Below are 20,645 nucleotides of genomic sequence, written 5' to 3'. Positions count from 1 at the left end.
GAGATAAATAGTTTTAAAGCCACCGAATTTTGGCAAATTTTAGCTAATTTGTCGAAAAAGAATAAAATTAAAGAAAATTTTAAAGCTGGGTTAGTTGAAATCGATGGTAAAAAATTTGATAAGATGACGATCGGCAAAAGGAAAGCCGATAATATTCAAAAAGAATTAAAATCAGCAAAATACCGAGTTAAAAATCTTGAAACTAAAAATGAGAAAAGATATCCAGCGCCACCCTATGTAACATCGACTTTGCAACAAGATGCTTCGAGGAAACTTGGATTTTCCGCTAAAAAAACGATGATGATTGCCCAACAGCTTTATGAAGGAATAAAAATTTCTGGAAAAGGCCGGGTGGGTTTGATTACTTATATGAGAACTGATTCTGTCCAAATTTCTAAGAAGGCTCAAAAAGATGCCTTAAAAGTGATTGAACAAGTTTATGGTCAAAAGTATGTTCCTGAAACGCCACGAATATTTAAGACTCGATCAAAATTAGCCCAAGAAGCTCATGAAGCAATTAGGCCGACATATCCTGAAATTGAACCTAAAAAAATTACTCAAGATTTAAGCTTGGATCAAAATCAATTATATGGTTTAATTTGGAAAAGATTTATCGCCTCACAAATGAGAGAAGCGGAATTTGCGGTCACAATAGTGGAGATAGCCGCTAAAAAATATATTTTTCGTGCCAAAGGAGAACAAATTATTTTTATAGGTTTTTTAAAAGCATATTCGGTTCCAGTAATTTTTACTTTACCGGTTATGAAAATTGGGGAAGAGTTAAATTTAATTGAATTAATTAGTGAGCAAAAATTTACCGAACCTCCAGCCAGATTTACTGAAGCTGAATTAATTAAAGCTTTAGAGAAAAATGGTATTGGTCGACCATCAACATACGCACCAGTCATCACCACAATTCAAGATCGTCGTTATGTAGTTAAAAAAGGTAAATATTTTTATCTTGAAGAGTTGGGTGAAATGGTGACTAAATTGTTAAAAAAACATTTCCCTAAAATTGTTGACATCGATTTTACAGCGGATATGGAAAAAGATTTAGATAAAATTGCGATGGGCAAAAAAGAAAGCGAAGCTTTTTTAGATAAATTTTGGTTAGATTTCTCGGCGAATTTGAAGAATAAAGAAAAAGAAGTCAAAAAAAAGGATTTAATTACACAAACAACTGATGAAAAATGTGAAAAATGCGGCAAACCAATGGAAATTAAATATGGTCGTTTTGGAAAATTTTTATCTTGTACTGGTTTCCCGGATTGTAAATTTTCAAAGCCATTAGTAGAAACTGGTTCGGTGCGTCAAGATAAAAAAATTGAAAAACAGATTTCCAATGAAAAATGTGAAAAATGTGGTGCAGACATGGTCATTAAAGAAAGCCGATTTGGTCAATTTTTGGCCTGTTCAAAATATCCAAAATGTAAATTTACCAAATCAATTATTAAAAAAATTGGCTTGACTTGTCCAGAATGTGGTAAGGGTGATATTATTGAAAGACGAACCAAAAAAGGAAAAGTATTTTGGGGTTGTTCGCAATATCCTAAATGTAAATGGGCGAGTTGGGAATTTCCAGACAAGCAAAAGTTAGAAAGTCAAAAATTAAAAAGTGAAGAAAAATGACAAATATAATTCCAGAATCCGTCTTGAGGTTAATTGATAATTTTGCAAAACTACCGGGAATTGGTCCTAAAACCGCTTCTCGCTTAACATTTTACTTATTGCATTTGTCAAACCTGGAAGTGACGGAATTAGGTGAAGCAGTGATAAATTTAAAAACTAAAATTAAAAATTGTTCTGAATGTGATAATATTACGGTAGATAATTTATGTCCAATTTGTGCCGATCCGAAGCGTGATCGGACCAAAATTATGGTGGTTGAAAATCCTTTAGACGTGATTGCGATCGAGAAAACTAATGAATATAATGGCTTATATCACATTTTGGGTGGCGCAATTTCACCAATAGATGGAATTGGGCCAGATGATATTAAAATTCCGGCACTTTTGAGGCGTCTGAAAAAAAGCAATAAACCAATTTTGGAAATTATATTAGCTAATAATCCTGACTTGGAAGGCGAAGCAACGGCAATGTATATTACCAAAGAAATTTCTAAAATTAAATCTGATAATTCAAATTTAAAAAATATTAAAATTACGAGAATTGCCCGCGGTTTACCGGTTGGAGGAGATTTAGAGTATGCGGATGAAATTACTTTATCTCGAGCCTTGGAGGGTCGTAAAGAATTTTAGAGGAGGCTAAATGAGTTATATATGCCAAAATTGTGGGTTTGTGACTGAAAAATTAACCGAAGAATGTTCAGAGTGTGGCGGGTTATTAGAAGAAGCCGAACCAGTAATTGACTGGTTGGGTGAAGGGGAGGGGGACCACGACGAGGATAAATCAAACGAACCACGTCATAAAAAATTAAATAAAGGCAAGAAAGAAGAATAATGGCATTAAAATTTTTTAATTCATTAACACGCCAAATCGAAGAATTTACTCCCGTTAAAGATCGAAAAGTTAAAATGTATAGTTGTGGGCCGACGGTATATGACTTTGCTCATATTGGCAATTTGCGCGCTTTTATCTTTTCTGATTTGGTGAGACGGGTATTAGAATTTAATAATTATAAAGTCTGCCAAGTGATGAATATTACTGATGTTGGACACTTAACTTCTGATGAAGATGAGGGCGAGGATAAGATTGAAAAAGCCGCTCAAAAAGCTCAGACCACAGCTAAAAAAATAACTAATAAATATACCCAGGCATTTATGGCCGATTTAGAAAAATTAAATATCAAAAAACCGACCATTTTGCCTCGTGCAACTCATCATATTGCCGAACAAATTGATTTGATTTCAAAAATAGAAAAAGCCGGATTTACGTACCGAATTTCGGATGGGATTTATTTTGATACTTCAAAAATTAAAGATTATTCGAAATTATTTGGAATTCGCAACCCAAATTCAAAAAGAAGAATCAAAAAAAATCCAGAAAAGAGAAATGAATCAGATTTTGCTTTATGGAAATTTTCTTCAAAAAATCAAAAACGCCAAATGGAATGGGATTCACCTTGGGGTAAGGGATTTCCGGGCTGGCATATCGAATGTACAGCGATGAGTGAAAAATATTTAGGGAAGATATTTGATATTCATACTGGTGGCGTTGATCATATTCCCGTACATCATAAAAATGAAATTGCGCAAAGTGAAGCTGCTTTTAGAACTAAATTAGCAAATTTTTGGCTTCACGTGGAATTTTTATTAGTTAATGGTAAAAAAATGGCAAAGTCATCGGGAAATTTTTATACCTTAGCCGATCTTGTGCAACATGGTTTTTACGCTCAGGCATTTAGATATTTAATGTTAACAAATCATTATCGGTCAAAAATAAATTTCACCTGGGAAGAATTAGAAAAAGCCCAAAAAACATTAATGGGAATTTATGTGATTGTGGCGATGGGCAATAAAGGTCAAGATTTGTCTTCCCAAATTAATAAAGCCATTTATAATGATATAGATATTCCATCTGCCTTATCTATTTTGCACAAAGCCAATAATGCAAAATTATGGTTAAAATATGATCAAATTTTAGGATTGAAATTAAATGAAGCCACAATGATTGATCCTGATTCTAAAATAATGACAATTATTCAAGAGAGGGAAAAGCTCAGAAAAGACAAAAAATTTAAAAAAGCTGATTTAATCAGACAAAAATTATTTCGATTAGGTATGATGGTCGAGGATACTCCACACGGTCCGAAAATAATTAAATTTCCACAAAATTAAAATAATGTCAAAAAAATTAAAACTGGCGGTAATTTTTGGTGGTAAAAGTGCGGAACACGATATCTCAATTAATTCGGCAAAACAAGTAATTGCCGCTCTTAATAAAAATAAGTATCAAATAACACCAATAAAAATTTCACGAAAAGGAAAATGGTCTCAAAATTTAAATAAAAACATATTTGATCTAGTGCTTCCGATTTTTCATGGTTCATTTGGCGAAGACGGTAAACTTCAAGGGATGTTAGAGATGATGGAAGTTAAATATGTTTTTTCTGGGGTTTTGTCTTCTGCGCTCTGCATGAACAAAAAAATCTCGAAAATTATCGTTAAAAATCTTGGCTTTAAAATTCCCCAAGATACTATTATTGAAAGGGGGCAACAATACAATATTGAAGAAGTACTTGAAAAAATTCCCTTGCCCTTATTTGTAAAGCCAAACCAACTTGGCTCTTCAATAGGTGGATCAATAATAAAACAAAAAAGGGATTTAAAAAAAGGGATTAATCTTGCGTTAAAATTTGATCAGGTAGTAATAATTGAAAAATATCTTGAGGGACGAGAATTAACAGTAGCGGTAATGGGGAATAAAAAGCCAGAAGCCTTACCTGTAATTGAGATTATTCCTCAAGTTTCAGATTATTTTGATTATCGAGCTAAATATGAAGTTGGTGGAAGTTTAGAAATATGCCCAGCTCAAATCCCGGCCAATATTTCTCAAAAAGTTCAAAGAGAGGCGATTGAAATTTATAAGGCTTTGAATTGTTTTGATCTAGCCAGATTAGATTTTATCTGGCCCAAAGATTCGAATGAAATATATTTTATTGAGATCAATACAATTCCCGGAATGACAAAAACCTCTTTGGTTCCAAAAGCGGCTAAAGCGGCGGGAGTAAATTTTAAAGATTTATTAGATAAAATAATTCAAATGGCCCAAAAGAGATATCTTAATGAAAAATAATATTAATAAAACAATTAAAATTATTTATGAAGATATGGATTTAATAGCGATTAATAAACCCGCGGGTTTATTGGTACATGAAACAGGGAATAAAGAATCTAACACCTTAGTAAATTATATTGTGCGACATAATCCTGAGATTAAAAAGATAAATTGGCCACAAAAAAATCGTCCGGGGATTGTCCATCGTTTAGATCGCGATACATCAGGGATAATTATAATTGCTAAAAATTTAAAAACATACACAAAATTAGCAGAACAATTTAAAACTCGAAAAATCCAAAAAGAATATCTTGCGCTCGTAATCGGTAAATTACCAAACAAAACAGAAGCAGTTTTTAAGCCAATAGGTCGAAAAAAATCTCCAAAACTAATAATGACTTCAAGTTTTGGCAAAAATGCTGAAACTCATTTTGAAACCCTCCAAGAATTTCATTGGCAAAATTATATTTTTTCAAAACTATTGGCAATTCCTAAAACTGGTCGAACCCATCAAATTCGTGTTCATTTAAAATTTTTAGGTTTGCCAATTTTAGGGGATTTGTTATACGGCAAAGGCCAAGCTAAAAAAATTGCCCAAAAATTAAAAATTAAAAGACAACTTTTGCATGCTTATAAGATTACATTTTTACACCCAACAACTAATAAAGTTATTTCTTTTAAAGCTAAAATTCCTCAGGATTTTAATAATATTTTACAACGACTTTCTAAAAAATAATTTCGGCTTGAAAACTAAGCATAAATATTTTAAAATAAGAACACAGGTGAAATATGAATTATGCTTTACTGGTTGCTGGGGGAACTGGGACCAGATTATGGCCAAAGTCACGCACAAGTCTCCCAAAACAATTCCACAATTTAATCTCCCAAAAATCGATGCTAAAAGATGCGTATGAAGCACTTTTGCCTCTTTACGATAAAAAGCAGATTTTTTTAGTTTCACCAAAGCAATATTTGACTAATTTAAAAAAAAATTGGCCAAAAAAATATTATAAAAATATTATTTTAGAAGATAAGTCTTTGGGAACGGCCATGGCAGTCGCTATCGGAATGAAAGAAATTGCCAAAAAAGATTCCAAAGCGATCGTGACTGTTATTTGGGCAGATGCTCATATAAAAAAACATCAAAATTTTATTAAGGCAGTTAGGTTATCGCAACAAGTAGCGTCAGAAAAAAAGGTGGTTATAATTGGGGTGAGACCCGAATATCCGGCAACAGGATTCGGGTATATAAAAATTGGAAAAATCATCCCAGGATTTGTGAAAGAAAAAGTATCTTATATTGAAAAATTTGTTGAAAAGCCCAATTATATATTGGCGCAAAAATTTGTAAAATCTGGTCAATATTATTGGAATCCTGGAATATCAACTTGGCAGGCGACACATTATCTTGAAAAATTTAACAAACTAATGCCTAAACATGCTCTGGTATTAAGCGGGAAAAAATCCATTGAAAAGCTTGAACCTACGCCAATTGATTATGGAATTTATGAAAAAATTCAGGGCATGGTGACTTTTGCTGCAGATTTAGGTTGGTCTGATGTCGGATCTTGGAAATCATTAAAACAAATCTTGGCTTCCAAAAAAGCAAACCATATTTCTGGTAAACATATTGGTTTAGCAACTAAAAATTGTTTAGTGATGGGCAAAAAAAATCTGATTGCAACCTTGGGTGTGGAGAATTTAGCAATTATTGATGAGGGTGATGTGATTTTGGTCGCAAATATGGATGAAGCTGAAAAAATTAAAGAATTAATTTTGGAAATTTCTAAACAAGGTTTATCGAAGTATTTATAATTTATTGAAAACAGAAAGGCATTAATGAATAAAAGTATTTGGATAAAATTAGGGATAATTATTGTGCTGGTCGCAATTTTTGTAATCATAGATATGCCATCAGGGTTTAATAAAATTGGAATCAAAAAAGATCCAAAACTCAAAAAGGGGCTGGATTTAGTTGGTGGCAGTGGAATCGTTTACGAAGCTGACATGAGTAAAATTGATCCCAAAGATCGTGCCAATGCCTTGTCTAGCTTAAAAGATACCATTGATCGACGTGTCAATGCGTTAGGCGTAACCGAACCATTGATCCAGACTCGAAATATTGGTGATACACAAGGTTTAGTGGTTGAATTACCAGGTATTAAAGATGTGAATGAAGCGATAAAATTAATTGGTCAAACTGCAAATTTAGAGTTTAAGGAAGTTGTCCAGACTGATAAGGGGGTAAGTTACGTGAAAACAGATTTATCCGGCCGGCATTTAAAAAAGGCAACTGCCCAAATTGACGAACAGGGTAATCCTGAAATTGCGATAGAATTTAATGCCGAGGGGACGAAGATTTTTTCAGAATTGACAAAAGAGAATTTACAAAAACCAATTGCAATTTTTTTGGATAATGAATTATTATCTGCACCCACCGTTCAGACGCAGATTACTGACGGAAAAGCAGTTATTACCGGTAAATTTTCGATTGCTGAGGCGAAAAAATTAGTTTTGGAATTAAACGCAGGCGCGTTACCAGTACCAGTTAAGATTGTAGAACAAAAAAATGTTGGCGCAACTCTCGGTCAAGATTCAGTCAAAATGGGTTTATTGGCGGCAGGGATTGGTTTAATTGCGATTGTATTATTTATGTTAATTTATTATAAATTAGCCGGATTAGCGGCAGTTTTAGCCTTGGGGATTTATACGCTTTTGGTTTTTGGGATTTTTAAACTCTCGAGTTTCACACCAGCCGCGATTACCTTAACTTTACCAGGTTTAGCCGCGTTTGTATTATCGATTGGCATGGCAGTCGATGCGAATATTCTTATTTTTGAACGCACCAAGGAAGAACTGAGAAACCAAAAATCAATCTTAACCGCAATTGATTCTGGTTTTCAGCGTGCTTGGCCGTCAATCCGCGATTCTAATTTATCCAGTATTATCACGGCAATAATTTTGTTTTGGTTGGGAATTGGGAGTATCAAGGGTTTTGCGGTGACCTTAGGGGTGGGTATTATTATTTCAATGTTTACCGCCATCACCATCACCCGAACTTTTTTGCAGCTTTTGGGAATGACTTGTTTGAAAAATAAAATTTCTTGGTTTGTTTAAATTTATCAAAAATATTAATAAGAGGTAAGATGAACATAATTGGATTAAGGAAATGGTGGTTTATAATTTCAGGATTAATAATCATTCCAGGAGTAATTGCGATGATTTTGTGGGGTTTTCGATTAAGCGTTGATTTTTCGGGCGGTACTTTATTGGAAATTACTTTTCCTGATAGAAAAGCCGTGACACAAACTGAGATTGAAAAAAGTTTAACGCCATTAAATCTGGAAGCGACTCAAATTCAAAATACGGGTTCGAATTCAGTCATTATTCGCACCAAACCATTATCAAGCGATCAAGTAAATAAAATCCAGGAGAATTTAAAAAAAGATCTAGGGAATGTCAAAGAAACAAGATTAGAAACGGTTGGGCCTTTAGTTAGTAAAAACTTAACTCAACGAGCCATTATTGCGGTTATTGTCGCCTCAATTGCGATAATTTTTTATATCGCTTTAGCGTTTCGAAAAGTCTCAGCCCCAGCAAATTCTTTTCGATTTGGAATTTGTGCAGTAGTAGCATTAATTCATGATTTATTATTCGTAGGTGGAGTTTTCGCGATTTTGGGACATTTCTTTGGGGTGGAGATAGATGCTTTGTTTATTACGGCTTTGTTAACAGTGATGGGTTTTTCGGTACACGACACAATTGTAGTATTTGATCGGATTCGTGAAAATTTAAAAACTTCCCCAGAATTAACGTTTGAGCAGGTTGCCAATAAAAGTATTAATCAAACTTTAGTTCGGTCATTAAATACTTCTTTAACGGTAATTTTTGTCTTAATTTCTTTAATAATTTTTGGTGGCCAGACCTTGCGTTTTTTTACCTTGGCATTATTAATTGGAATCCTAATTGGAACATACTCATCAATCTTTAACGCCTCACCATTATTAGTGGTTTGGCAAAATTGGACTGAGCGCAAAAAATTACTAAGAGCCTAAATTGGTGGTCTAAATATAAAATAGGCGAGAATGAAGATTTTATTTTTGATGCTAAAATAGAAGTCTTGTCGGATAGAGTTAAATCTATATATGATAATACGGATAGTTATTAATTAAATTATTATTTTGCGACGTTATTTTAATCTTTAATTATTAAATTGTGCGACGTTAATTTTAATAAATATATAGCTTGATGAGGATTGATGCAGGCAATAGAATTAGGCGAGTCGATTAATACATTATTATATAATAGGTAAATTTAGGCAAAAAAATTAAAATCCATCTTAGCTTCATAAACAAATTTTGGCAGCTTTAATCGGATAGGGACGTCGTAAAAGATATATTGTGCGAACAAATTTCATACTCTCTCAGTATACTGTCTTCTAATAGCTAATATAGGTGTAATAATTCATATTAATTATTAATTAAAAACAGAGAGTCCCTCTCCTCTCTTTAATAGTATATAACCCTTTGTAATTAATTTGATCGCATTTTCTAATGATTTTAGTATCTTTATCAATCAATTTTTAATACCATTTATGTCGCAAAACTATTATTTAGCTTCATTTTAATATATCTTTAAGGAATTGAAATTATTAATTAAATTTAGTATTCTAATTAATTTTATACCATATAATATTTAAAATTTTTAATTTATCATATTCCAATTATTTTATTAATAAAATAAAAATTAACCCCCATCATTTATTACCATTAGCTTGGGCGGAATTTGACATAAACATTAAAAGTGAAAAACTTAAAAAAATTAATGAATAAATTAATTTGAATGATGGTTGAGAAAGATTCATTTGCCCTCCTCAAAAAATTTAAATCTTAACGTTTAAATATGCGAAATAACATCTTCACCGGTCATTTGTTCGGGTTTATTTATTTCTAATAAAGCTAAAACTGAGGTCGTAACATCCGATAAAACACCAATAGGATTATTAGCAAAAAATACTTCTTTGGTATCTTGGGAAGTTTGAGTCTTTTCTTTGTCAATTAAGATTATTGGAACGGGATTGGTGGTGTGTTCAGGATCTGGTAATTGAGTTTGTGGATTAATCATTTGTTCGGCATTACCGTGATCAGCAGTTAAAATAACAGCATAATTATTTTTAAGTGCTGAATCAATTATTTGTCCAACAGATGAATCAACATATTCGCAAGCTTTAATGGCTGCTTTTAGATTTCCGGTATGACCAACCATATCAGGATTAGCTAAATTGGTAATGATAAATTGGAAATATTGCTTTGAAATCATTTGTGTTAAAAGTCTGGTAATCGCCTGAACTGACATTTCTGGCTTTAAGTCATAGGTGGCAACTCGTGGTGAGGGAATCATTTTACGGGTTTCGCCAGGATAAACATCTTCTCGACCTCCGTTAAAAAAATACGTCACATGAGCATACTTTTCTGTTTCAGCGAGGTGAAATTGTTTTAATTTATTATTAGCAATAACCTGGGCTAAGGTATTATCAATATTTTGTGGGAAGTACGCGATTTTAATTCGAGGCGTAGATTCAAAACCGTAGTTGGTAAAACTGACAAAAAAAGTATGATCAATATAATTTCGTGGAAAATCTTTAAAATTCGGGCTAACTAAAGCGGCTGTTAATTGTTTGGCGCGATCAGCGCGGAAATTAAAAAAGATAATGCCATCTTCAGCTAAAATGCCGGGATTATTTATAATTTGGGGTTTGACAAATTCATCTGTTTCCCCTAATTTATAAGCTGATTTTAAGCCTAAACTGGCGCTATCGGTTTTTTGACCTTTAGCTTGGGTAATCGCTTCATAAGCTAACTGAGTTCTTTCCCAGTGTTTATCGCGATCCATGGCATAATATCGGCCTGAAATTGTGGCTATTTCCCCTATCTTTTCTTTTTTAATAAACCCCTCTATTTTACTAAGAAAAATTTGGGCTGATTTTTGAGGTGCATCGCGACCGTCTAAAATTAAATGCAAATAAACTTTATTTATTTGTTCATTTTTAACTAATTTTAAAAGTGCAAATAAATGATTTAAATGAGAGTGGACTCCCCCATCCGAGGCTAAGCCAATTAAATGCAAGTTGTGGTTAGTTTTTTTTACAAAATTAATTACTTCGAGCAAAGCCGGGTTTTTGAAAAAAGAACCATCTTCAATGGAGAGATTAATACGAGGCAAATCCTGATAAATAATTCGGCCCGACCCTAAATTTAAATGACCAACTTCAGAATTACCGGTTTCGCCCCACGGCAAGCCAACTTCTTTGCCGCTTGCCATTAATAAAGTATGGGGAAAATTCTGAATTAAACGGTCAAAGTTCGGCGTTTTCGCTAAATTAACGGCATTGCCTTCGTTTACCGGTGACGCACCAAAACCATCTAATATTAATAAAATTGTTTTCATCGATGATATAATTCAATATTGAATTTACTAATGGCACCACCTTTAGTGACCGTAAAGGTTGGGCTACGATATGTATTATAGCCTTCCTTTTCGGCCGTAATATAATATTCTCCTGGCAAGGGGACAAAATTAAATCTTCCTATATCATCTGTAACCTGCGTTTCTTGAAGTTTGTTGAGTTCTTTTTTAAAAATACGCACCACGACCATACTAATCGGTTTTTTATTTTTCTCATCCACTACCGTCAACATCATCCCCCAAGCCGGTGAAACATCTCTCAAAACCACCACCTTTTCATCCTGAATATAATTGATTCTTGATTCATAGATAATGTTTGGACCAATTTGAATTTTCGCTTGGTTAGATTTAACTAATTTTAATACACCGGGATCAGTTTCAAGCATTTGTTCGGCAACTTTATTTTTGCGAATAACATGATCGTCTTTACTAAAAACAATTAAACCATCACCCACGTTATCAATAATTACTTCGGCGGATAATTTGAGCTTTTCATTTAATTTTTTCAAGTCATCTGAAAGTTTACCTGCTAAAACTGCGATTACAAAAAATGAGACGGTATTAACAAAAATGACTAATAAATCCATAGTATTAAAGGTGTCAGCAATTACTAATTTGTCATATAAAGAAAAACTTATATATGTAATCACCACGATCGTGCATAAATATATGCCTTTTTTTGCATTTTCTAAAATGGTATGAGCCAAAATTAGGACGGTAAATACCGAGAAAAATAGATAGTTTTCAACTCCCGCCTGTCTCAACAAATACGCGGCAATAATAATCTCAACCGTGGCTGAAATATAACCTAAGGCTAGCATTCCTCTTTTGATTTTTGCTGAATAATATAAAGCCAAGGTCAGTAAAAAGAGTAAGATTATTAGATAAACTAACATAATTTCCGGGACAATATGAGTAAAAAATAATAAGGCAATAAAGATCGGGATGACAACGATCCTAATTCGAACTGCTTTTTGCGTTGCCACAACTAATTTTTTCGTTTTATCGGTCTCGGGCATATTTTCCTTTTAAGATGTTATCTAATTTGATTGTAAACTTTTAAAAAAATTAATACAAGTTTTAGCTTTAAATTATTAAATTTTATAATGCTGATAAAAAAATAAAGGCCCTGACTACGGGTTAGTAGTGCAGAGCCAATTGTAATGTTGGTTCGGGTTGGGAGTTTGGGTTTGGTCGATCTTGAGGTTGGGTTTTGTAAAAAAGTTCAAAGATTTGTATCTCGTGTGGTTTTTTGATATCAATGCCGAAAATTATGCACGCAGCCTGAAAACGTTCAGAGGAATCAAGGCGAGAGTTAATAGTCTCCAGATTTGCAGGATAAGGGGTATCTCCTGGTCTAGGGAAGGCTGTTTGGCATTTTTCACAGCGTAAGTCTTCGGGCTTAACCTCTCCGATATAATTGGAGGTATCTTTTCGGGCGAAAAAAATTGTGACTGAGTCTTGCTGGCAGATGGGACAAATGGTGGTTGGCAAGGTATTAATTTTTGACATCAACCACATCAAATGAATATAAAAACGATTGTTGTGGCGACGTCGAAGTTTGAGCTGTTGCCTTAACCATTTCAAATTTGTGAAGATTAGGATTTCAAGATATTGTTCAGTTTTGTTTATCCAATACGGTTTGTCCGGCACATATGAGTTGGTCACGGTTTCTCCCCCTTTTCTCGATTAACTCACAATGCAGTATTATAAAATTATACTACAAATATTAATTTATGTCAAGATAAATCAAGATAATTATACTGATGAAGATTGAGAGATTTGATTTTTATTGAAACTTTTTTTTCGAGCCTCAAAAATAACCAAGAATAGAATAAAGGCAATTATCGCTAATCCCCAGACAAATGGTGTGGGCACGGCAGTTTTAAAAACTTTTTGCATCGGCTCAAAACCAATCACAAACCAAAGCATAATCGCGGAGACGATTTCTGAATAAATTAGCCATTGATTTGAAAAAATGCCGGTTTTAAAAATTGATAATTTTTCACTTCTTGAGGTAAAAGCATTGGCAATTTGGCAAAATACGATCACGATATAAGTTGAGGCGGTAGCTTGCCAATAAATTGGACTTTCGAGATTTAAACCTGACTTGAAATTCCACCCAGATTGATGTAAAGAAACTATAAAAATAAGTAAACCAAATATTCCCATCACTAAACCGACCTGTAATAAACGGGATAACATTTTCAGGTTAATAATTCGTTCGTTTTTTGAGCGAGGGGGGCGATTCATAATTCCGGCTTCTTCTTTTTCGACACCCAAAGCTAACGACGGTAAAACATCAGTCCCTAAATCGATGGCTAAGATTTGAATCGCGATTAATGGCAAGGGCAACCCCAAAATTAAAGCAAACAATGGCGCAAGTAATTCACCAGAATTTGAGGAAAAAACATAAAAAACGAATTTTTTGGTATTGTCAAAAATTCGGCGTCCTTCTTCAACCGCATTAACAATAGTGGCGAAATGATCATCAAGCAAAATCATATCCGCCGCCTCTTTAGTGACATCTGTACCAATCCGGCCCATGGCCACGCCAATATTGGCTTTCACTAACGCTGGGACATCATTGACACCATCGCCGGTAACTGCCACAATCTCGCCCATTTCCTGTAAGGTTTTCACAATTCTTAATTTTTGTTCAGGTTCAATTCGAGCAAATATTATCTTATCTTTTAGAGAATTTTTTAAAGCTAAATCATCCATATTATGTAAATCTTCACCGGTAATAATTTTGGTATCAGATGTGGCTAAACCAATTTGGAGAGCGATGGCTTTGGCAGTAAGTTCATAATCACCCGTAATTAAAATTACTTTAATCCCAGCTCGATTGCATTTTTCCATCGCCTCTTTAACGCCTTCTCTGGGTGGATCTTCAAGTGCTACAAGACCTAAAAAGGTTAAATTATTTTCAATCTCATTTTTGGGAATTTTCCTAACATTTTTAATTGATGATTTTGTAATTTTTTTCATCGCTATAGCTAACATACGAAAACCTGAATTTGCCATTGAATTATGTTTTTGCATGATAATTTCCTTTTCCTTGGTTTTTAGGTCGCACAATTTTAGTAATTCAAGGGTGGAGCCTTTTGTAAAAACAATTAATTCATTTTTGGAATTTTTAACAACCACACTCATTTTTTTTCTTTTTGAGGAAAATGGAATTTCGTGGATTCTGAGATTTGATTTTCTAATTTCTTCAAAGTTATGATTATTTTTTTGGCAATATTCTAAAAACGCGACTTCTACCGGATCCCCAATTGGTTTATTGTCAAGAATCGCATTATTACATAAAATTAAGTTATTAATAAAATATTCTTTTTGATTTTTAGAAAAATCATTAATTTGAGGCATAGTATTAACAACTGTCATTCGACTAGTCGTAATAGTACCAGTTTTATCCGAACAAATAGTAGTAACTGAACCCAAACTTTCAACATGAAGTAATTTTTTCACTAAAGCTTTCTTTTTTAGCATCCGTTGCGCACCCAAAGATAAGGCGACCGAGACTATTGCTGGCAAGCCTTCAGGGACTACCGCAACCCCGGCCGCGATGGCAAAAAGTAAACATTCTTTTAAGTCTCGACCCAAAACATAAAGTATAACTAAAACTGAAATGGCAATTGCGCTCGCGACAATCGCGGTGACTTGCCCGGTATGAGTCATTTCTAACTGCAAAGGGGTGGGAGTTTCTTTGATTTTTTGGCTTGATTCGGCAATTTTTCCAAATTCAGTTTCCATACCAGTATTTACAACCACGGCCTTGGCGCTTCCTTCTACAACTGCAGTGCCCATATAAGCCATATTATTTATATCAGCTAAGGTTTCGTCGTGCTTAATGATAGCGTGATTTTTGTGGCGATGATGTGATTCACCAGTTAAAGCGAATTCATTAGTTTTTAAGTCAGATGATTCAAAAATTCTGGCATCGGCGGGAATTAAATCGCCAGCCTCCAAAACCAAAATATCTCCCGGTACGAGCCTGAAGGTGAGAATTTGTTTTTCCTTGCCGTCCCTGATCACTTTTGCCATAGATGGCAATTCTTTTTTAAATGCGGCCAGGATTCGCTCCGCGCGATATTCTTGAATAAAGCCAATTAAGGAATTTACGATTACAATAATTAGAATAATTAAACTGTCTCGAGGTTCTCCAATAATTAAAGCAATTCCAGCGGCAACTAATAGAATTATCGCGAGCAAATCTTTAAATTGATAAAGAAATTTAAAAAATACCGGCACGTTTTGCGTCTTTTTGAGCCGGTTTAAACCGAATTTATCTATGCGAAAAAGGGCCTCCTTTGAATTTAGCCCCTGTTTGTTAGTTTTGAGTTTGGAATAAATTTCTTCAACTGTATTCTGGTAATAGTTTGACATTAATTAGTCATCCCAGATTATTGACAAATAGTAGTTGGTACGGGTTGATTGGGATGGCCGTGTTTAACCCATTGGCTATTTTGACAAATCCAATCATCTTTAGGTGAAGACATTTTTAGAATCGCGACTCGTAAAATAATTACCATTAAAAATATCCCAATTATAATTAAGATTTTTTTCATTTTTATCTCATCTTAAATATACCTTTTTCATGGTATTTTACAAGGATATAAAATGATATAATTAGGAACTAAAAAACCCTCCTTAAAAATTGGGAGGGTTTTTTAGTTTTCAATCGCAAACTTATCTTCGTTCGCGCATTGGTCTGGCAACATTGACTACGATCGCTCTGCCTTCAATGTCTTTGCCATTCATTTCTTTAATGGCACTTTCGGCAGTTTTGTCATCTACCATGGTTACAAATCCAAAACCTTTTGATCGGTTTGAGAATTTGTCCACAATGACCTTAGCTTCAGCAACTTCACCGATACCGGCAAAAAGTTCTTTTAAGCCATCATCAGTCAAAGTGTAAGGTAGATTGCCAACGTAGAGTTTGTTCTTTTGTCCTTGCTCTTCCATTTTTTCTCCCAGGCCTAAGCCTGTAATTTTACTCGTTGAATTCCTCGGGAGAATTTACCTAAGATCTTTAGATAGAAAGTCATCCACAGAGTGCTTCAAACGATATCTTAATATGTAGTTATAGTATAACAAATTAAATTGAATTTGTCAAATTGAGGCTAAAAATGATCTTTGGTTAATTTATCTTTGATGAGATGCGTGAAAAAACCGCGTTTGCCTTCTAATGCCCTATCAATACGACGAAAATGAGCGTCAAGACGCGCTTCTTTTTTATCAGGAATCTTTTCGCCTTCATTTCGTAGTTTTCTTACCGATCCTTCCACTTCGGGAGTTTTATGCAAATCCGTATATTTTTCAGTAAGAAATTCCGGAGTTGGATTATTTTCTATGCCCATTTTGTTCAAAAATAGTTCGAGCAGAAGCGAGAATACACCACCACAACGTATTTTGTTTTAATTTAGGTCAATTATCTCGCCTTCTTTGAGTTCAATTAAATTATCAACTTTGGAGTGATGATTATTTTTGAGATCCTCATCCTTTAAATTATGTTTTGATTCGTCAATGTTTTGATTTAGATCAATAATTTGTGGTGTTAGTTTATTTTCTGATTGGGTTTGGGGATTTGAAGCGGGGGTATTATTTTCAGTTTTTTGATTATTTTCTTCAGATTCACCAGACTCGGAATTTGCCATTTTTTGATACCAATGATCGTTTTTTTGATCAGTATATTCGGCGTATTTTTGTGAGCCAACACGGATGATGGCTGAGGGGCCTTTTAATTTTGAAAGTTGATTTTCTGAGGATGATCCTCTATCGGAACTTGAAAATGAAATCGCGTTTGGATTAGCTGGGTTTTGAAAATTATTATGTGATTCAGAATCAGTTCTTGGTGAGGGTTTTGAAGCAGTTGCGGACCATTCAGCAATCAATTCTTCGACTTTTGCTCGGTCGCTGCCATACTTAGTCCGGGAAGCGGCCATCGCCTGTTCCTTAAAGCCTTCGGGTTCATCTGGTAAGGCAATTGTGATTGCGGAAAATGCCGGGCAAGTCACGCCCTCAATCGACATTTTAATATAAATATGATATTTATCAAGATTAACTAAATCACTTTCTTCAAAAACTGGTGAATATTCTTTTGCTAAAAAAGGGGCGTCAGAAGCACCCACGCGAAAACTAATAATCGTGCCAACGTTGCCAAAAACCGCTTCTCGAACCTCTTCTGGCATCTGGGCGATATATTGGTTGGCAACCGCAATATTTAATTTATATTTTCGAGCTTCAGAAAAGATAGTCGCAAAAGATTCGGTGGCGAAATTTTGAAACTCATCAACGTATAAATAAAAATCGACACGATCCTCTTCGGGGATTGAAGCTCTGGCCATGGCAGTAAGTTGAATTTTGGTGATTAACATCGCGCCCAATAAGGCGGAATTATCTTCGCCGATTTTACCTTTGGATAAATTAATTAAAAGAATCTTTTTATTATCCATAATATCTTTCATGTCAATGGTGCTTTTGGGTTGACCAATGATATTGCGGATTGTTTGTGAAGAAACAAATTGGCCGACCTTATTTTGAATTGGCGCCACCGCTTCAGAGCGAAGACGGTCATTATAATTTTCAAATTCTTCAACCCAGAAATCACGAATCACCGGGTCTTTAATTTGGTCCATGACTTTATGACGAAAATTTTTATCGTTAAGCATTTTTAAAATACCTAAAATTGTCGAATCTGGATAATCCAATAAAGCCATGACCGCATTTCTTAAGATGTGCTCTAATCTTGGACCCCAAGTGTAAGCCCAAATTTTTTGGAAAATTCCGACCAAACCAGAAGTAACAATATTTTTTAGATCAGGACTGACATTTTCAAGCAAATTAAAACCAACCGGATGGTTAATATCGGAGGGGTCAAAAAGGACCACGTCTTTGACTCTTTCGGCGGGGATAAAATTTAAAATTCTTTCGACAAAATCACCATGCGGATCGACAACGGCAACCCCTTTACCATCGCGAATATCAGAAATTACCATGGTTTCAAGCATGGTAGTTTTACCAACGCCGGTTTTACCAATAGTGTAGAGATGTCGACGTCGATCATCAAGTTTTAGACCAAAATCAGTGGCGGAATTTCGAAAATCAGTTTTAGCGAAAATAACCAATTCATCCTCTGGGACGGTACCAGCAATTGGTAAATTAGCCGGTGGTTCGCCTTTTTTACTACCAGCCCAGACAATATTTGGAGTTTCTACGGAAACTGAAGGAAGGTGAAAAACCGAGGCTAATTCCTCAATATTAAAAATATAGGTTGATTCTGGAAACATTCTCGCTCGATATGAATTTAATAATTTTTCATCAGAAATTTTCACCGGTCCCGAAACAAAACCACTTAAATTAGTCGTATTAAATTGTTTAAAAGCACCGATAGTAGTATGTAATTTACTGCGCGCTGAGGTGACATCGTTTGCCCAAACAAAAATTCGAATTTTAGTTTCAAAACCTAATTTAGTAATTTTTTCTTCGATGCCTTTCAAGCCTGCTTCAACCGGAGCTGGCAATTGTGGTTTTTCTTCGGCTGTAATTTGAGCTTTGCGATGATCGGCGGCCGTTTGTGGTTGGGCCGCGGTTAGGGCTAATTCCCCGATAAGTTTTAGAAATGATTTTCCAACTTGTTTGAAAGGAGAAATGGTATCAGCTTTGCCGGTTCTAATATTATCAACTAAGGTAATACCTTTCGCTTGCCATTCATCAGAGACTGGTCTGGTTAAAATTTGAATCCAAATTTGATCTCCGGGTCCAACTTCAGTTAGGGCACCCGTAATGCCAGCCAAGGGATCAACTTCAAAATTTGGAAAGGTTTTTATTGGGTAGCAATCAGATTTGGTAGTTCCGAGCTCAGTTGAAGCGGAAATCAAGCCTTTATCTTTAATTTCTTGGGTGTAATCTTCAACCTCTTCAATGTCAACACTTGGATATTGAGCATAAATTTGACCCTTGACAAATTCTTTAATGCCAGCCGGCACATAAACATAAAAACGAATATATTTGTCAATTGAAACAATCTCAAAAGATAAATGATCTTGAATTGCACCTTCCGCATTAAGTTCTTTCGCGGTTTTATAAATTCCATGTAAAGCCGCAAACATTTGTTCAGCAGCTAAGGGGGATTTTTCATTATCCTTGGGAACTGAAATTAAAAGTAAGTGGTATTTTTGATCATTTACCCAGATTTTTTGTTTTTTAGTCCGAATAATTTTAATAATTATTGAAAGGACGAAAATTATTCCAATTATAATCAATAAATACGTTAGAATTATAAAAAAGAGGGACAACATTGAAGTTGAATTAGTCGTATTTAAGAAGTTTTCAAACGGAGACAATAGATTCATTAATTTCCCTCCCAAATCTTAATTATTTTCGAGCAATTTGCCAACGGCCGGTTTTATTTTTAATAAATTCTTGGTGTGAGTTTAAGTTCATAAGAATCGTATTTTTAGAAATAATTCGTTTTTGTAAAATTTGTTCGCAAATTTGTTCTTGAGTTAAACCTTTGGGTTTATTTTTAAGAATTTTTCTAATCAAGTCAAAAACAGTGCCTGGTTCATAACCCCATTTTTTCAAAGCATAAATTCCACGACCAATTAAAACAAACCGATCATCAGAAATTAGTTCATTATGAACCGTGGTTTGAGTTGGATTTTTAGTTGAAAATTTTTTATTAGAAATCTGTTGTGTAATTTCAATAAAATGCAAAGGTTTTTGAGCGTGATTTAAAACGTAAAAGATTTTATCACGGGTATTTTTAGGATTAATTTCTGGCCAAAATGAAAGACCAATCGTATTATTAGGGCATAAAATTAATTTATTTGAGCCCGAGGCAATCGATTTAATGATCGTTGGTGAAAGGTTCAGTTTAGTTTTAGTAAAATAGAGTTTAGCCAGATTTTCGATAATTTGGGTTTTTTTAGCTTCGTTGAGCAGTTCGATTAAAGTTTTGTTAATCTTTAGTAATTTTGCCAATTTAATTTTACCAGTGGTCCAAAAAGCCTCGGTTTGCGGGGTTTTTTTGATTTTAATCAAGTTAGGATTAATTCGGCAAATAATTTCAACCGCACCAACCTGTTTTGTAGCCGCGTTTGGAAAAATTTGCGAGGCTAATTGATTTTCAGCGATTAAACCTCCTTGGGAATCAATAATTTTTTCAATTTTATGAGCTAACTTTTCAAATTCTAAATTTTTAATTCTTTTTAGTTTTTTAAAGCTAAAATTTATAATTTGACGAACTCTTTCACGAGTAATGCCGTATTTTCGGCCAATTGCCTGGAGAGTTTTGTTCGCCTCGTTAGTTAAGCCAAATCTGGAAATTAAAATTTCTTGCTCTCGACCTTTGAGTAAATTTAAATTTTCAAAAATTTTTTGGTTTAAATCTAATTTCTCCATGATAAATTCTTTCTGGCCCACCCTTTGAAATT

The 20,645-nt window shown here is 34.2% G+C and carries 18 protein-coding genes; 9 read left to right on the top strand and 9 right to left on the bottom strand.

The features are described 5' to 3' along the window. The 9 genes from topA to secF form a co-directional block, all read left to right on the top strand. On the top strand, positions 1-1,629 hold a 1,629-nt coding region (topA, locus tag VJJ80_03975; protein HLC39248.1), incomplete at its 5' end, for a type I DNA topoisomerase. Beyond that, entirely contained in the window at positions 1,626-2,258 is a 633-nt protein-coding gene (gene recR, locus VJJ80_03970; protein ID HLC39247.1) for a recombination mediator RecR, read from the top strand. The genes topA and recR, both read left to right, overlap by 4 nt. 10 nt (positions 2,259-2,268) lie before the next feature. Then, positions 2,269-2,460, top strand: coding sequence for a hypothetical protein (locus tag VJJ80_03965; protein ID HLC39246.1), 192 nt, complete (start codon positions 2,269-2,271; stop codon positions 2,458-2,460). Next, positions 2,460-3,797, top strand: coding sequence for a cysteine--tRNA ligase (gene cysS / locus VJJ80_03960; GenBank protein HLC39245.1), 1,338 nt, complete (start codon positions 2,460-2,462; stop codon positions 3,795-3,797). Before VJJ80_03965 ends, cysS begins: the two co-directional genes overlap by 1 nt. Before the next feature lie 4 nt (positions 3,798-3,801). Then, complete coding sequence (locus VJJ80_03955) at positions 3,802-4,755, top strand: D-alanine--D-alanine ligase (protein HLC39244.1); 954 nt, start codon at positions 3,802-3,804, stop codon at positions 4,753-4,755. Further along, positions 4,745-5,473 (top strand): RluA family pseudouridine synthase, encoded by a 729-nt coding sequence (locus tag VJJ80_03950; GenBank protein HLC39243.1) that lies wholly within the window; start codon positions 4,745-4,747, stop codon positions 5,471-5,473. The genes VJJ80_03955 and VJJ80_03950 overlap by 11 nt, the downstream gene beginning before the upstream one ends. Before the next feature lie 53 nt (positions 5,474-5,526). Further along, positions 5,527-6,552 (top strand): sugar phosphate nucleotidyltransferase, encoded by a 1,026-nt coding sequence (locus VJJ80_03945; GenBank protein HLC39242.1) that lies wholly within the window; start codon positions 5,527-5,529, stop codon positions 6,550-6,552. A gap of 24 nt (positions 6,553-6,576) precedes the next feature. Next, on the top strand, positions 6,577-7,854 hold the full coding sequence (gene secD / locus VJJ80_03940) for a protein translocase subunit SecD (GenBank protein HLC39241.1): 1,278 nt from the start codon (positions 6,577-6,579) through the stop codon (positions 7,852-7,854). 29 nt (positions 7,855-7,883) lie between these two features. After that, positions 7,884-8,792 carry a protein translocase subunit SecF gene (gene secF / locus VJJ80_03935; GenBank protein HLC39240.1) on the top strand — a complete coding sequence of 303 codons (909 nt, stop codon included), beginning with the start codon at positions 7,884-7,886 and terminating at the stop codon, positions 8,790-8,792. Between the two features lie 841 nt (positions 8,793-9,633). On the opposite strand, the gene gpmI is transcribed toward secF, so the two are convergent. The 9 genes from gpmI to VJJ80_03890 all read right to left on the bottom strand — a co-directional run bounded on the left by gpmI (position 9,634) and on the right by VJJ80_03890 (position 20,613). Then, entirely contained in the window at positions 9,634-11,184 is a 1,551-nt protein-coding gene (gpmI, locus tag VJJ80_03930; GenBank protein HLC39239.1) for a 2,3-bisphosphoglycerate-independent phosphoglycerate mutase, read from the bottom strand. Beyond that, the gene (locus tag VJJ80_03925; protein HLC39238.1) at positions 11,181-12,221 is read right to left on the bottom strand and encodes a carboxypeptidase-like regulatory domain-containing protein; all 1,041 of its coding nucleotides are present in this window, start codon (positions 12,219-12,221) and stop codon (positions 11,181-11,183) included. The genes gpmI and VJJ80_03925 overlap by 4 nt, the downstream gene beginning before the upstream one ends. Positions 12,222-12,342: 121 nt before the next feature. Beyond that, positions 12,343-12,870 (bottom strand): hypothetical protein, encoded by a 528-nt coding sequence (locus VJJ80_03920; GenBank protein HLC39237.1) that lies wholly within the window; start codon positions 12,868-12,870, stop codon positions 12,343-12,345. Positions 12,871-12,960: 90 nt separating this feature from the next. After that, entirely contained in the window at positions 12,961-15,594 is a 2,634-nt protein-coding gene (locus tag VJJ80_03915) for a cation-transporting P-type ATPase (GenBank protein ID HLC39236.1), read from the bottom strand. Between the two features lie 17 nt (positions 15,595-15,611). Beyond that, entirely contained in the window at positions 15,612-15,776 is a 165-nt protein-coding gene (locus VJJ80_03910; protein HLC39235.1) for a hypothetical protein, read from the bottom strand. 121 nt (positions 15,777-15,897) lie between these two features. Next, entirely contained in the window at positions 15,898-16,173 is a 276-nt protein-coding gene (locus VJJ80_03905) for an RNA-binding protein (GenBank protein ID HLC39234.1), read from the bottom strand. A gap of 158 nt (positions 16,174-16,331) precedes the next feature. Continuing rightward, on the bottom strand, positions 16,332-16,568 hold the full coding sequence (locus VJJ80_03900; protein HLC39233.1) for a hypothetical protein: 237 nt from the start codon (positions 16,566-16,568) through the stop codon (positions 16,332-16,334). Between the two features lie 57 nt (positions 16,569-16,625). Beyond that, complete coding sequence (locus VJJ80_03895) at positions 16,626-19,562, bottom strand: DUF87 domain-containing protein (protein ID HLC39232.1); 2,937 nt, start codon at positions 19,560-19,562, stop codon at positions 16,626-16,628. A gap of 22 nt (positions 19,563-19,584) precedes the next feature. Continuing rightward, positions 19,585-20,613 carry a sigma factor-like helix-turn-helix DNA-binding protein gene (locus tag VJJ80_03890; protein ID HLC39231.1) on the bottom strand — a complete coding sequence of 343 codons (1,029 nt, stop codon included), beginning with the start codon at positions 20,611-20,613 and terminating at the stop codon, positions 19,585-19,587. Between the last annotated feature and the right edge of the window lie 32 nt (positions 20,614-20,645).

Source organism: Patescibacteria group bacterium, assembly GCA_035288465.1.
Classification (GTDB): Bacteria; Patescibacteriota; UBA1384; order DATEAH01; family DATEAH01; genus DATEAH01.
The sequence above is the reverse complement of the archived record's forward strand: the minus strand, read 5'-3'. Positions and strand labels throughout refer to the sequence as shown.

Bases quoted from the DNA above. Each gene is read 5' to 3' on its own strand.
- gpmI (HLC39239.1), bottom strand. From the start codon at position 11,184: ATGAAAACAATTTTATTAATATTAGATGGTTTTGGTGCGTCACCGGTA.
- VJJ80_03905 (HLC39234.1), bottom strand. From the start codon at position 16,173: ATGGAAGAGCAAGGACAAAAGAACAAACTCTACGTTGGCAATCTACCT.
- VJJ80_03965 (HLC39246.1), top strand. From the start codon at position 2,269: ATGAGTTATATATGCCAAAATTGTGGGTTTGTGACTGAAAAATTAACC.
- VJJ80_03895 (HLC39232.1), bottom strand. From the start codon at position 19,562: ATGAATCTATTGTCTCCGTTTGAAAACTTCTTAAATACGACTAATTCA.
- cysS (HLC39245.1), top strand. From the start codon at position 2,460: ATGGCATTAAAATTTTTTAATTCATTAACACGCCAAATCGAAGAATTT.
- VJJ80_03925 (HLC39238.1), bottom strand. From the start codon at position 12,221: ATGCCCGAGACCGATAAAACGAAAAAATTAGTTGTGGCAACGCAAAAA.
- VJJ80_03945 (HLC39242.1), top strand. From the start codon at position 5,527: ATGAATTATGCTTTACTGGTTGCTGGGGGAACTGGGACCAGATTATGG.
- secD (HLC39241.1), top strand. From the start codon at position 6,577: ATGAATAAAAGTATTTGGATAAAATTAGGGATAATTATTGTGCTGGTC.
- recR (HLC39247.1), top strand. From the start codon at position 1,626: ATGACAAATATAATTCCAGAATCCGTCTTGAGGTTAATTGATAATTTT.
- VJJ80_03900 (HLC39233.1), bottom strand. From the start codon at position 16,568: ATGGGCATAGAAAATAATCCAACTCCGGAATTTCTTACTGAAAAATAT.
- secF (HLC39240.1), top strand. From the start codon at position 7,884: ATGAACATAATTGGATTAAGGAAATGGTGGTTTATAATTTCAGGATTA.
- VJJ80_03955 (HLC39244.1), top strand. From the start codon at position 3,802: ATGTCAAAAAAATTAAAACTGGCGGTAATTTTTGGTGGTAAAAGTGCG.
- VJJ80_03915 (HLC39236.1), bottom strand. From the start codon at position 15,594: ATGTCAAACTATTACCAGAATACAGTTGAAGAAATTTATTCCAAACTC.
- VJJ80_03910 (HLC39235.1), bottom strand. From the start codon at position 15,776: ATGAAAAAAATCTTAATTATAATTGGGATATTTTTAATGGTAATTATT.
- VJJ80_03950 (HLC39243.1), top strand. From the start codon at position 4,745: ATGAAAAATAATATTAATAAAACAATTAAAATTATTTATGAAGATATG.
- VJJ80_03890 (HLC39231.1), bottom strand. From the start codon at position 20,613: ATGGAGAAATTAGATTTAAACCAAAAAATTTTTGAAAATTTAAATTTA.